Source organism: Pseudomonas sp. N-1-13 (assembly GCF_057787095.1).
The window spans coordinates 469943-482927 of the sequence record NZ_JBYNRI010000001.1 but is presented as its reverse complement, the minus strand read 5'-3'; the positions used below and the strand labels follow the sequence as shown (position 1 = coordinate 482927).

The 12985-nt window shown below is 62.4% G+C and carries 12 protein-coding genes; 2 read left to right on the top strand and 10 right to left on the bottom strand.

Annotated elements, in window-relative coordinates; translation table 11 throughout:
- Nucleotides 1-18: 18 nt before the first annotated feature.
- From hflX to AC3I65_RS02130, 7 genes are all read right to left on the bottom strand, one after another.
- Entirely contained in the window at nt 19-1320 is a 1302-nt protein-coding gene (hflX, locus tag AC3I65_RS02160; protein ID WP_160893732.1) for a ribosome rescue GTPase HflX, read from the bottom strand.
- A gap of 12 nt (nt 1321-1332) precedes the next feature.
- Nucleotides 1333-1593, bottom strand: coding sequence for an RNA chaperone Hfq (hfq, locus tag AC3I65_RS02155; protein ID WP_047227310.1), 261 nt, complete (start codon nt 1591-1593; stop codon nt 1333-1335).
- Between the two features lie 91 nt (nt 1594-1684).
- Nucleotides 1685-2656: a tRNA (adenosine(37)-N6)-dimethylallyltransferase MiaA gene (gene miaA, locus AC3I65_RS02150; protein WP_160893734.1), complete on the bottom strand. Its 972-nt coding sequence runs from the start codon at nt 2654-2656 to the stop codon at nt 1685-1687.
- A complete protein-coding gene (gene mutL, locus AC3I65_RS02145) occupies nt 2656-4569 on the bottom strand; it encodes a DNA mismatch repair endonuclease MutL (RefSeq protein WP_488523429.1) in 1914 nt (637 codons plus the stop codon). Before mutL ends, miaA begins: the two co-directional genes overlap by 1 nt.
- Complete coding sequence (locus tag AC3I65_RS02140; protein ID WP_047227307.1) at nt 4566-5996, bottom strand: N-acetylmuramoyl-L-alanine amidase; 1431 nt, start codon at nt 5994-5996, stop codon at nt 4566-4568. Before AC3I65_RS02140 ends, mutL begins: the two co-directional genes overlap by 4 nt.
- The gene (gene tsaE, locus AC3I65_RS02135) at nt 5996-6466 is read right to left on the bottom strand and encodes a tRNA (adenosine(37)-N6)-threonylcarbamoyltransferase complex ATPase subunit type 1 TsaE (RefSeq protein WP_047227306.1); all 471 of its coding nucleotides are present in this window, start codon (nt 6464-6466) and stop codon (nt 5996-5998) included. Before tsaE ends, AC3I65_RS02140 begins: the two co-directional genes overlap by 1 nt.
- The gene (locus tag AC3I65_RS02130; RefSeq protein ID WP_488523428.1) at nt 6454-7953 is read right to left on the bottom strand and encodes an NAD(P)H-hydrate dehydratase; all 1500 of its coding nucleotides are present in this window, start codon (nt 7951-7953) and stop codon (nt 6454-6456) included. The genes tsaE and AC3I65_RS02130 overlap by 13 nt, the downstream gene beginning before the upstream one ends.
- Before the next feature lie 63 nt (nt 7954-8016).
- On the opposite strand from AC3I65_RS02130, the gene queG reads away from it, so the two are divergent.
- On the top strand, nt 8017-9096 hold the full coding sequence (gene queG, locus AC3I65_RS02125) for a tRNA epoxyqueuosine(34) reductase QueG (RefSeq protein ID WP_047227304.1): 1080 nt from the start codon (nt 8017-8019) through the stop codon (nt 9094-9096).
- On the opposite strand, the gene AC3I65_RS02120 is transcribed toward queG, so the two are convergent.
- The gene (locus AC3I65_RS02120) at nt 9078-9692 is read right to left on the bottom strand and encodes a trimeric intracellular cation channel family protein (protein ID WP_171061284.1); all 615 of its coding nucleotides are present in this window, start codon (nt 9690-9692) and stop codon (nt 9078-9080) included. The two genes, queG and AC3I65_RS02120, sit on opposite strands and share 19 nt — an antisense overlap.
- A 260-nt stretch (nt 9693-9952) precedes the next feature.
- Nucleotides 9953-10495: an oligoribonuclease gene (gene orn / locus AC3I65_RS02115; protein WP_047227302.1), complete on the bottom strand. Its 543-nt coding sequence runs from the start codon at nt 10493-10495 to the stop codon at nt 9953-9955.
- Nucleotides 10496-10747: 252 nt separating this feature from the next.
- Here orn and rsgA point away from each other — a divergent pair, with 252 nt between their 5' ends.
- Nucleotides 10748-11779 carry a small ribosomal subunit biogenesis GTPase RsgA gene (gene rsgA, locus AC3I65_RS02110; RefSeq protein ID WP_047227301.1) on the top strand — a complete coding sequence of 344 codons (1032 nt, stop codon included), beginning with the start codon at nt 10748-10750 and terminating at the stop codon, nt 11777-11779.
- A 168-nt stretch (nt 11780-11947) separates the two neighbouring features.
- On the opposite strand, the gene motB is transcribed toward rsgA, so the two are convergent.
- Nucleotides 11948-12985, bottom strand: coding sequence for a flagellar motor protein MotB (gene motB / locus AC3I65_RS02105; RefSeq protein ID WP_107321460.1), 1038 nt, complete (start codon nt 12983-12985; stop codon nt 11948-11950).

Genomic DNA, 12985 nt, shown 5'->3' with positions numbered 1-12985 from the left:
CACAGCTTTCTCAGGCTTTTATTGCAAAGTGTGTTGCTCGATGAATTCCATCGGCTGCAGCCCTTCGCGACTGACCAGTCGATTGAGCTCCGCCCGAGGCAGGCGAACCGCCAGCAGGCAGACGCCTTCTTCGTCGTGTTCTTCTTTCTGCACCGCTCCGAGCTCAAAGAACTGGGCCCGCAGCCGAGCGAAACGTTGCGGCAACTTCAGCGTGCCAACAAACAAGTCGTTGCCCAGCAGCTCCGCCACGGCCTGCTTGAGCAGGTCGAGGCCGGAGCCGTCGCGGGCCGATAACCAGACCCGCTGCGGTTTGCCATCGGCATCACGCTGGATCTGCGGCTCCACGCCTTCGAGCAAATCGAGTTTGTTGTATACCTCGAGGATCGGCAAGTCCTGGGCTCCGATCTCGCCCAGCACCACCATGACCTGCTCGATCTGCAGCATCCGGTCCGGCTCGGCGGCATCGATCACGTGCAGCAGCAGGTCGGAGTTGCTCGACTCTTCGAGCGTAGCCCGGAAAGCCTCGACCAGCTTATGCGGCAGGTGCCGAATGAAGCCCACGGTGTCGGCCAGCACAATCGGCCCGAGGTCGTCCAGATCGAGCCGGCGCAGGGTCGGATCGAGCGTGGCGAACAACTGGTCGGCGGCGTAGACATCGGACTGGGTCACGTTATTGAACAGCGTCGATTTGCCGGCGTTGGTGTAACCCACCAATGAAACCGTCGGGATATCAGCACGCTTGCGGCCACGCCGGGATTGCTCGCGCTGGCTGCGGACCTTTTCCAGACGCCCCTTGATCTGGCGCAGGCGAACCCGCAGCAGGCGCCGGTCGGTTTCCAGCTGGGTCTCACCCGGACCGCGCAGACCGATACCCCCCTTCTGCCGCTCAAGGTGGGTCCAGCCACGAACCAGTCGCGTACTCATGTGCTCAAGCTGGGCCAGTTCGACCTGGAGCTTGCCTTCATGGGTACGGGCGCGTTGGGCGAAGATATCGAGAATCAACCCCGTCCGGTCGATCACGCGACACTCGAACACACGCTCGAGGTTACGTTCCTGACTGGGCGTGAGGATGTGATTGAAAATCACCAGGTCGACCTGCTCGGTTTTGACCAGGTCGCGCAATTCCTCGACCTTGCCGCTACCTATCAGGTATTTGGCGGTTGGCCGATGACGCGGCACGTTAAAAAACGCGACGGTCTCGGCGCCGGCCGAAAGTGCCAATTCCTGAAACTCCTGCGGATCTTCGCGCGCCTCAGGGTCTTGTCCATCCAAGTGAACGAGAATGGCCCGCTCACCCCCACCGTGGCGCTCAAAGAACAAAGGAGACTCCTATCAAGCGTTACCCGGTTCAGCGTCACCGGCTTCGGATTCGGTTGCGCTAGGCAGACGAATCGCACGCACAGGCACTACTGTCGAGATCGCGTGCTTGTAGACCATCTGGCTGACGGTGTTTTTCAACAGGATGACGAACTGGTCGAAAGACTCGATATGGCCTTGCAGTTTGATCCCGTTGACCAGATAGATGGACACCCCAACTTTCTCTTTACGTAAAGTGTTCAAGTAAGGGTCTTGTAGCGAATGCCCTTTTGACATGTGCCGCACTCCTTTAAGGATCAATAATTAAAATCGGAATCAGATGGCTTGGGCCGTCACACCCCCAAGGATAGACGGCAATTGCAAGGACTCAGCTCAATATGGAGATGGTCCCAAGGTATTTCAAGGCGCGCGGCAGATTGTCGCAATCAAGACTGTCAAGCCAATGCAAGTCAGTCCAGCTCCGCAGCCAGGTGAACTGGCGTTTCGCCAATTGGCGCGTGGCAATGATTCCACGCTCCTGCATCTCGGCTGACGTCAGCTTGCCGTCCAGATAGTCCCAGACCTGTCGATAACCCACCGCACGTATAGACGGCAACCCGGCATGCAGGTCACTTCGCTCACGCAGGGCTACGACCTCGTCTATGAATCCCTGTTCCAACATTAATGTGAATCTTTGTTCAATTCGCCGATGCAGCACTTGCCGGTTCGCCGGAGCGATGGCCAGATTGGCGACAGTATAGGGCAATTGTTGCATTCCCGAAGCGGCTGCTTCAGTACTTTGCGCAGATTGTCGCTGTCGCAGGGCCGTCATGCTCTGCCCGCTGACCCGATAGACCTCCAGCGCCCGGCTGAGCCGTTGCGGGTCGTTGGGGTGAATGCGGGCCGCCGACTCCGGGTCGATGACCGCCAGTTGCTCATGCAGGGCTTGCCAGCCAAGGCGTGCAGCCTCTTCTTCGATCTGCGCGCGCACGTTGGGATCGGCAGCCGGCATGTCCGCCAGCCCCTCGACCAGAGCCTTGTAGTACAGCATCGTGCCGCCCACCAGCAGCGGAATCTTGCCTCTGGCGGTGATGTCGGCCATGGCCTGAAGGGCATCGCGACGAAAATCCGCTGCCGAGTAAGCTTCGGCCGGATCCAGGATGTCGATCAGTCGGTGCGGGAACTCGGCCAGCAGCTCTTTTGACGGCTTGGCCGTGCCGATGTCCATGCCCCGGTAGACCAAGGCCGAATCGACGCTGATCAGCTCGCAGGGCAGCACTTTGGTCAACTCAATGGCCAGGTCGGTCTTGCCGGCTGCGGTCGGCCCCATCAGAAAGATCGCAGGTGGTAACTGGCTCATCAACGACCGCGCAGGAACAGTTTGTCCAGGTCGTCCAGGCCCAGTTGGGTCCAGGTCGGCCGGCCATGGTTGCATTGGCCGCTGCGCTCGGTGTTTTCCATATCCCGCAGCAGGCCGTTCATTTCCGGCAAGGCCAGACGCCGGTTGGCGCGGATTGCGCCGTGGCAGGCCATGGTGCCGAGCAGTTCGTTCAGGTGCGCCTGGATCCGGTCGCTGGTGCCGTACTCCATCAGGTCCGCCAGCACGTCGCTGACCAGTCGGTTGGCCTCGGCCTGTTTCAACAACGCCGGGATCTGCCGGATCGCCAGGGTTTCCGGGCCCAGGCGCTGCAGCTCAAAGCCCAGGCGCTGGAACCAGCTCACATGCTCCTCGGCGCAATCGGCCTCACGCTGACTGACCGCCAGGGATTCAGGCACCAATAGCGGTTGCCCGCTAAGGCCTTCGCTGGCCATGGCGATCTTCAGCCGCTCGTACATGATCCGCTCGTGGGCGGCATGCATGTCTACCAGGACCAGGCCCTGGGCATTTTCCGCGAGGATATAGATGCCTTTGAGCTGCGCCAGGGCATAACCCAGTGGCGGAATGTCACCCTGGCCGTCCGGCAACGCCGCCGCACCGGCCTCAGGCAGGGGCTTGAAGAACTCGCGATAAGCCGCCTGAGCTTCGGCGGCGGGCACGCTCGATTGCGCACGCGGGGTGTATTGGTACTGGTAACCGCTGCCCGCGCCGGTCCCGGCGGCGTTGTAGGTCGGCTGGGGCTGGGGTTGCTCCAGCAGTGCGTTGGCGGCCAGGCGCATTTCGCCCTGAGGCCCGAATTCGCCAGCCTCCAGCCCCGTTGGCCGGACCATGCCGGCAACTGCCGCCGGTGCCGCCAATTGATCTTCGGGGCGCACATCACCCAAGGCGCGGTGCAAGGTGCCGTAAAGGAAATCGTGCACCATGCGCCCGTCACGGAAGCGTACTTCATGCTTGGTGGGATGCACGTTGACGTCCACCACCGCGGGATCGACTTCGAAAAAAAGCACGAACGTTGGATGCCGACCGTTGAACAACACGTCGCGATAGGCCTGGCGCACCGCGTGGGCCACCAGCTTGTCGCGCACCGCCCGCCCGTTCACGTAGAAGTACTGCAAGTCCGCCTGGCTGCGAGAAAAAGTCGGCAGCCCGACCCAGCCCCACAGGTGCAGGCCATTGCGCTCCACTTCGATGGGCAGAGCCTGCTCCAGGAACCCGGCACCGCATACCGCGCCGACGCGTCGAGCACGGGCCGCATCATCATGGGCCTCGTGCAGGCTGAGGATGGTCTTGCCGTTGTGGCGCAAATGGAACGCCACGTCAAAACGCGCCAGCGCCAGACGCTTGATGACTTCCTGCAAATGATCGAATTCGGTCTTCTCGGCCTTGAGAAACTTGCGCCGGGCCGGGGTATTGAAGAACAGGTCGCGCACTTCCACCGAGGTGCCCACCGGATGGGCCGCGGGCTGGACGCGAGAGGCCATGTCCCGGCCTTCGGTCTCGACCTGCCAGGCCTGGTGGGCTTCGCGGGTACGCGAGGTGAGCGTCAGGCGCGACACCGAACTGATGGAGGCCAGCGCCTCGCCACGGAACCCCAGGCTCATGACCCGCTCGAGGTCTTCCAGATCGCGGATCTTGCTGGTGGCGTGGCGCGCCAGGGCCAACGGCAGGTCGTCGGCAGGAATGCCGCCACCGTCATCGCGCACACGCAGCAGCTTGACACCGCCCTGCTCGACATCCACATCGATGCGCCGGGCCCCGGAGTCGAGGCTGTTCTCCAGCAACTCCTTGATCACCGACGCCGGACGCTCGACCACCTCACCGGCGGCGATCTGGTTCGCCAGCCGGGGGCTGAGCAGTTCGATGCGGGCAGTGCTGCCGGTCAGTTCATCGCTCATTGCTTGACCACCACTTCGTTGCCGGGAATGGTCAGGGTCTGGCCGATCTTGAGCTCGTCGCTCTTGAGATTATTGGCACTGCGCAACGACGCGGGCGACACCTGATAGCGCACCGCGATCATTGCCAGGGTTTCGCCAGGATTGACCCGATGGTCTCGCGGCCCCTGGGCGATCTTGCCGGAGTCTCGTAGCCAGGCGATGTAGGTGCCCGGTGGCGGGTTCTGCTGGAAGAACTGTCGCACGCCGCTGCTGATGGAACGGGCCAGGGCCTGTTGGTGGCTGGAGGATGTCAGCTTCGAGGCTTCGTTGGCGTTGGAGATGAACCCGGTTTCCACCAGAATCGACGGGATATCCGGCGACTTGAGCACCATGAACCCGGCCTGCTCGACGCGTCGCTTGTGCAGCGGCGTGACACGCCCAATGTTGCTCAAGACTTTTTGACCGACGTTCAGGCTGGACGTCAGCGAGGCGGTCATCGACAAATCGAGCAGCACGCCGGCGAGCATGCGGTCCTTGTCATCGAGGCTGACGTTACCGGCACCGCCAATCAGGTCGGAACGGTTTTCGCTGTCAGCCAGCCAACGGGCGGTCTCGGAGGTGGCCCCCCGGTCAGACAGGGCAAACACCGAGGCCCCGAACGCGGCTTTTGAAGGGGCGGCGTCGGCATGGATCGAGACGAACAGGTCCGCGCCCTTCTTGCGGGCGATTTCGGTACGGCCACGCAAGGGGATGAAATAGTCTCCGGTACGGGTCAGTTCCGCGCGAAAGCCCTTCATACCATTGACCTGGCGCTGCAACTCACGGGCGATGGACAACACCACGTCCTTTTCACGCTGCCCTCGCGAGCCAGAGGCACCCGGGTCCTCCCCCCCGTGACCGGCATCGATCACAACGATGATATCGCGCTTGCCGGAAGGCGCCGGCGGTAGCTTGAGAGCAGGCTCGGTCGGCGTGACCGGCACCGCCGGCACTGTGGCGACTTTGGTCGGCGGCGCAGGCGGTGGCGCGGCATCGCCCGGGTTGTCGAACAAGTCCACCACCAGTCGGTTGCCGTACTGGGCGTTGGGCGCCAGGGTGAAGCTTTTCGGGGTAACCGCCTTATTCAGATCGACGACCACCCGCAGGTCAGTCGGCGTGCGCTGAGCCGAGCGAATGGCCGTGATCGGCGTGTTGGCGGTGGCGGCTGTCAGCGGCGCCCCCAGGGATGCGCCATTGATGTCGATCACCAGGCGATCCGGAGCGGTCAGGGTGAATACGCTGTGCTGCACCGGCCCCGTCAGGTCGAACACCAGACGAGTGTTGTCCGGCGCCCGCCACAGACGAACGCTGCTGACCTTCGTCTGTGCCACAGCATCGACGGCCAGTGCCGTAAGCAACATTCCTACGACAGCAACCACCGCGCGAAAGCGCATACCAAACCCCATCATCAATTAGTTTCCAGTGCCAAAGCGGCACACCACGACTCGCCACGCGAGCCTTGCGGCGTCAGTATCAACGAACGCCCGCCGTTCTGCGCGCCAATGGTAATGGTCAGGTCGGGCTTTGGCAAAAAGCCTGCACCCTTCTGGGGCCATTCGATCAGACACAAGGCGTCATCTTCGAAGTAATCGCGGATACCGAGGAATTCCAACTCTTCAGGGTCCACCAGTCGGTACAGGTCAAAATGGAAGGCACGAATGTCGCCGATTTCGTAGGGTTCAACCAACGTGAACGTAGGGCTTTTCACTGCGCCGACGTGTCCCAGGCCACGAATAATGCCGCGGGACAAGGTGGTTTTTCCCGCGCCGAGGTCGCCCTCCAGAAAAATCAGACCATGGCCTGCCGTGGTACGCGCAATGCGCGCCCCCAATTGCGTCATGGCTTGTTCGTCCGCCACGTACAGGGTTACTTCAGACACGGTGAATGCTCCTCCAACAACTGACGAATGGCCGGGATCAGATCGGTCGCCGCCAATCCCCGGCCCGACTGACCGGCTTGCGCACCGGCATTGGCATGCAGCCACACCGCCAGGCAGGCGGCGTCAAAGCCATCCATGCCTTGGGCGAGCAACGCACCGACCACCCCGGCCAGTACATCCCCGAGGCCTGCCGTGGCCATGGCCGGATGGCCCTGGCTACAAACCGACAGGCGACCGTCTGGACTGGCAATCAGGCTGCCAGCGCCTTTGAGAATCACTGTGGCCGCGTATTGTTTGCTCAATGCGTGGGCCGCCGCCGGACGATCGGCCTGCACCTGAGCCGTGGAGATACCCAGAAGCCGCGCCGCCTCGCCCGGATGAGGGGTGATCACACAGTGCGCGGGCAAACTGACCGCGCCACTGCTCAGCAGGTTCAGCGCATCGGCATCCCACACCTGGGGCAGCAATGCGTTGGCCGCCGCCGACAACAAGCTACGTCCCCACGCAGCCTGACCGAGGCCCGGCCCCACCACCAACACACTGACCTGCTCAAGCAACCCCATCAATTGGTTTGCTGAGTGGGTGCCCTGCACCATGACTTCGGGTAAACGCGTCAGCGCAGCGGACACATGCTCGTTGCGAGTGGCCATGGACACCATCCCCGCGCCGCAACGCAGGGCACTCTCGGCGCTCATCTGGATAGCCCCGCCAAAACCTCGATCGCCGCCGATCAATAGAACATGACCGAACTTGCCTTTGTGGGATGCGCGCGCGCGCGGCGTCAGACCCGGCAGATTAGCGGGCTGCAGAAGCCGGGCCGTGGCCGGCGCCGCCTCGACGATGTCGGGATCGGCATGCAGATCATTGAATATCAGTTCACCGACCCGGTCCGCCGCATCGCCTGTGAACAGGCCCAGCTTCAGGCCGATAAAGGTTACGGTCAGGTCGGCCGTCACTGCCGTACCCAGCACCTGTCCCGTGTCGGCACACAGCCCCGAAGGGATATCCACCGCGGCCACTGGCAGGCCACTGACATTGATGGTGTCGATTGCCCGAACGTAGGGCTCGCGTACTTCGCCACTCAATCCCGTGCCGAGCAAGGCGTCGAGCAGCACGCCGCGCAAGTCGGACTCGTCCGACCATGGCTCCACCGGCACACCCACCGCCACCGCCTCGGCGTGGGCATTGGCGGCATCCCCCTGCAAACGCCGGGGCTCACCCACCGTCAGCACCCGCACTGACCAGCCGGCACGGCGGGCCAGGGTCGCCACCAGATAACCGTCGCCGGCGTTGTTGCCATGCCCGGCCAGCACGGTCAGCTCGCTGGCGTCTGGCCAGTGCCGGACAATGGCGCGCCAGGTGGCGCGGGCGGCTCGCTGCATCAATTCGAAGCCAGTCGTGCCTGCCGCAATCAGCTGTGCGTCAAGGGCCCGAACCTGCGCGGCACTGTACAGCGCGTCGGGAAAATCATCTTTAGTGTGCGGCATGCGTCTTCGGGCTCCGATGTCTGGCAGAATTATACGCATCTCAGCTCCGGTTTCTCTCGCCTCATGCCCGTCATTCCCACAGACCTCCCCGCCCTCGCCCAATCCATCAAGGACTGGGGCCGCGAGCTGGGTTTCCAGCAGGTCGGCATCAGCGGCCTGGACCTGGCCGTGCATGAGCAACATTTGCAGCGCTGGCTCGACGCGGGCTATCACGGCGAGATGGACTACATGGGCGCCCACGGCAGCAAACGCTCGCACCCCGAGGAACTGGTGCCGGGCACATTGCGTGTGGTTTCCCTGCGCATGGACTACCTGCCGGGCGACACGCAAATGGCGCAGATGCTCGGCCAACCGGAAAAAGCCTACGTCTCGCGTTATGCATTGGGCCGCGATTACCACAAATTGATCCGTAAACGCGTGCAGCAGCTGGCAGAAAAAATTCAGGCGGTCATTGGCCCCTTCGGTTATCGGGCCTTCGTTGACAGCGCACCGGTGCTGGAAAAAGCCATCGCCGAGCAGGCCGGCTTGGGCTGGATCGGTAAAAACACCCTGGTACTGAACCGCAAGGCCGGCAGCTATTTCTTCCTGAGCGAACTGTTCGTCGACCTGCCGCTGCCGGTTGACCCGCCCCACGCCAGCGAACACTGCGGAAAATGCACCGCATGCCTGGACATCTGCCCTACGAATGCCTTCGTCGGCCCCTACGTCCTGGATGCCCGACGCTGCATTTCCTACCTCACCATCGAACTCAAAAGCGCCATCCCCGAGGAACTGCGGCCATTGATCGGCAACCGGGTGTTCGGTTGCGATGACTGCCAGATCGTCTGCCCGTGGAACCGCTTCGCCCGACCGTCCGGAGAAAGCGACTTCAAACCGCGACACAACCTGGACAATGCCGGGTTGGCCGAGTTGTTCATGTGGGACGAGGAAAAATTCCTCAGCAGTACCGAGGGCTCGCCCCTGCGCCGCGCCGGGTACGAACGCTGGTTGCGCAACCTGGCGGTGGGGCTGGGAAATGCACCTTCAACCATCCCGGTCATGCAAGCGCTTGAAGCGCGGCGCGATTACCCATCGGAACTGGTGCGCGAGCATGTGGAGTGGGCGTTGCGCCAACACGCCGAGCGTCAGACCTCGTCGTTGTAGACGAACTTCGGCATTTCCCAGTGAAAGCGGATCGCCAGGAGCCGCAACAGGAAACCGCCGAACAAGGTGATGAGGATCGCCTGCTCGCTCGGCAACTGCAGATAGACACACAGCATGTAGCACCACGCCGCGGCAAACGAAACGCTGGCATAGAGCTCGCGACGGAAGATCAGCGGGATATCGTTGCAAAAAATGTCACGCAGGATGCCACCGAAAACGCCGGTAATCACGCCACTGACCGAAGCCACCAACATGCCATGGCCCATTTCCAGGGCGGTCATGCAGCCGATCAGGGTGAACGCCACCAGGCCCACGGCGTCGAGCACCAGGAATAACGAGCGCAAATGGCGCATCCAGCGCGCCAGGATCACCGTCAGCATCGCCGCCGCGGTGGTCAGCACCAGATATTCCGGGTGCCTGACCCAGGTGAGCGGGTAATGACCGAGCAGCACATCGCGCACCGAGCCGCCACCCAACGCGGTGACGCAGGCGATCAGCACCACGCCAAACCAGTCCATGCCACGACGCCCGGCAGACAAAGCCCCAGTCATGGCTTCGGCGGTGATGGCGATCAGGTAAAGCATCAGCAACATGATGGCGGTCCTTGCAGGAAGGCGCGCAGTCTAGCCAGTTTGGGCAGGCACCAAAAGAGGGCGCGACACCGTCTTCTGCCTGAGCGCCATGCCGCCCGTTCAAACTACCCCTGTGGCGAGGGAGCTTGCTCCCGCTCGGCTGCGCAGCAGTCGCCAAACCGGACAACTCGATCTACCTGAAGCTGTTGGGCCTGCTTCGCAGGCCAGCGGGAGCAAGCTCCCTCGCCACAAAAGCGTGCTCGCACAACAGCCGAGGAGCCGACTTAGAACTTGATGAAGTGCTTACGGTAGTGCTGCAGCTCGGCGATGGACTCGCGGATATCGTCCAGGGCCAGGTGGCTGCCGCCCTTCTGGAAGCTGTCACGTACCTCAGGTGCCCAGCGGGCGGCCAGTTCCTTGAGGGTGGAGACGTCCAGGTTGCGGTAGTGAAAGTAGCTTTCCAGGGATTTCATATGGGTATAGAGAAAGCGACGATCCTGGCAGATGCTGTTGCCACAGATCGGTGACTTGCCCTTGGGCACCCACTGCTCAAGAAAGGCGATGGTTTGGGCTTCGGCCTCAGCCATGCTGATTTTGCTCTCGCGCACCCGTTGGGTCAGGCCTGAGCCGCCGTGCTGGCGAGTGTTCCATTCGTCCATACCCGCCAGGACCTCGTCGCTGTGATGGATCGCGATCACAGGGCCTTCGGCCAGGGTGTTGAGATCACTGTCGGTGACGATGGTGGCCATTTCGATGATGACGTCGGTGTCCGGGTTCAGACCGGTCATTTCCAGGTCGATCCAGATCAGGTTCTGCGGGTTCTGCATGGGGGAGCTCCTCGGCGTAGCTGCGCAGTTTAGCTTAGGCTTTGAACGAAAAGTGCCTGCGCGACGATCATGCTGCGTTGAAAACAGCCTCGGAATGCTCATTGACCACCAGTCAACGCCGCTTCCTCGCCTGTTTTCGCCCTGCCTGATCGCTGCTCGGCGACTTTTCGTTCAAACCCGAGGCAGGGCCTTGAGCGTGCTAAACTCGCGGCCGTTTTTACCTAATCGCTGCATTCTTCATACGGAACACCCATGGCCAAACGCCAACTCAATCGTCGTCAAAACTGGCGCATCGAAAAGATTCAGGGCGAGCGCGCCGCCCGCGCCGCCAAACGCGAATCCAGCGCGGTACAAGCGCTGGAGGGCGGCGACCTGGGCCCTGAACAGACCGGCCTGGTGATCGCGCACTTCGGTGTACAGGTCGAGGTCGAGGCCCGTGAAGGCGAATTGGCCGGCCAGGTATTCCGCTGCCACCTGCGAGCCAACCTGCCGGCCCTGGTCACTGGTGATCAGGTGGTCTGGCGTGCCGGCAACCAAGGCATCGGCGTGATCGTGGCTCAACTGCCGCGCCACACCGAACTGTGCCGTCCGGACAGCCGAGGCCAGCTCAAGCCGGTGGCGGCCAACGTCGACATGATCGTCATCGTCTTCGCCCCGCTACCCGAGCCCCACGCCAACCTGATCGACCGCTATTTGGTCGCGGCCGAACACGCCGGCATCCGCCCCTTGTTGCTGCTCAACAAATTCGACCTGATCGATGAACACAACGCCCCGGCGCTGAACGCACTGCTCTCGGTCTATCGGCACTTGGGCTACCCGGTGCTGGAGGTTTCGGCTCACCACGGCGACGGCATGGAAAAATTGCAGGAACAACTGGACGGGCGCATCAGCGTGTTTGTCGGCCAGTCCGGTGTCGGCAAGTCGTCGCTGGTCAACAGCCTGCTGCCGGAAGTCGAGACGCGCGTCGGGCCGTTGTCCGAGCTGTCCGGCCAGGGCACTCACACCACCACCACGGCGCGGTTGTTCCACTTCCCCGGCGGCGGTGAATTGATCGACTCGCCGGGCATCCGCGAGTTTGGCCTGGGCCACGTCAGCCGAGCCGACGTGGAAGCGGGGTTCATCGAGTTCAACGACCTGATCGGCACCTGCCGTTTCCGCGACTGCAAGCACGACCGCGAACCCGGTTGCGCCCTGCTCAAGGCGCTGGAAGACGGTCGTGTGCAGCAGCAACGGATGAACAGCTATCGCTCGATCATCGCCAGCTTGCCGGAAAGCAGTTACTGATCCGAAAGGAAGACAAGCCGGACACAGTTGTGGCGAGGGGATTTATCCCCGCTGGGGCGCGAAGCGCCCCCCCTTTATCACCCCGAATATCAGATGAAAAAAGAGGGGCTGCTTCGCAGCCCCACGGGGATAAATCCCCTCGCCACAGGTTTACGCTCGCCAGTCAGGTCACTGCGCAGGCGGCTCGGCCGGTTTCGGCGCGAGATCATCGAACAGATTCAGACGCTCACGTACCTCATGGGCGGGAACAGGCTGCTGGTCCGCCGGCAATGCGTTCGGATCCGCCGCCGCGCCGGGCGTAACCGGCACTTCACCCGGCGCGCCGGCGCCCTGGGCCGGGTCCGGCGCCGGGTCATCGGTTTGCGAACCTTCGATGGCTTTCTGGGCCTTCTTGGTCAACACCACGATATCGATCCGCCGGTTGACCGGGTTGAACGGGTCTTTGCGGTCGAACAGCGCCGAGGAGGCATAACCGACCACCCGCGCCACCTGCTCGTCCGGATAACTGCCGGCCACCAGGGCCCGACGAGCCGCATTGGCGCGATTGGCGGAGAGTTCCCAGTTACCGAAATCGCCTTTGCCGATGAAGGGCTTGGCATCGGTATGACCACTGATGCTGATCTTGTTCGGCACCGCTTTGATGGTGTCGGCCATGGCCAGCAGAATATCTTCGAAATAAGGTTTCAGGCGCGCGCTGCCAGAGTCGAACATCGGACGGTTCTCGGCGTCCATGATCTGGATGCGCAAGCCGTTCGGCGTGATTTCGAACAGGATCTGGTCCTTGAACTTCTGCAGTTGAGGGTTCTCTTCGACTTTGTTCTGCAACTCTTGCAGCAACAACTCCAGACGCTCGCGCTCGACCTCCTCGGCCATGCCTTCGGCGTCATTGGCGTCTACCTTCGCCTTGTCGGGCTGAGGCTGGGATTCGACTTCAGGGTTGAGGGTGTTTTCCGGCGCCAGGACCGGCGAGCCGCCCAGGTCGATGATGTACGGCGTGCCGCTTTCGGAAAAACCCACCGGGTCCTTGAAATAACCGGCGATGGCGATTTTCTGCTCTGGAGTCGCGGTGGACAGCAGCCACAGCACCAGAAAGAACGCCATCATCGCCGTCGCGAAGTCGGCGAAGGCGATTTTCCAGGCGCCCCCGTGATGCCCGCCGGCTATGCGCTTGACGCGCTTGATAATGATCGGCTGGTTGTTTTCCAT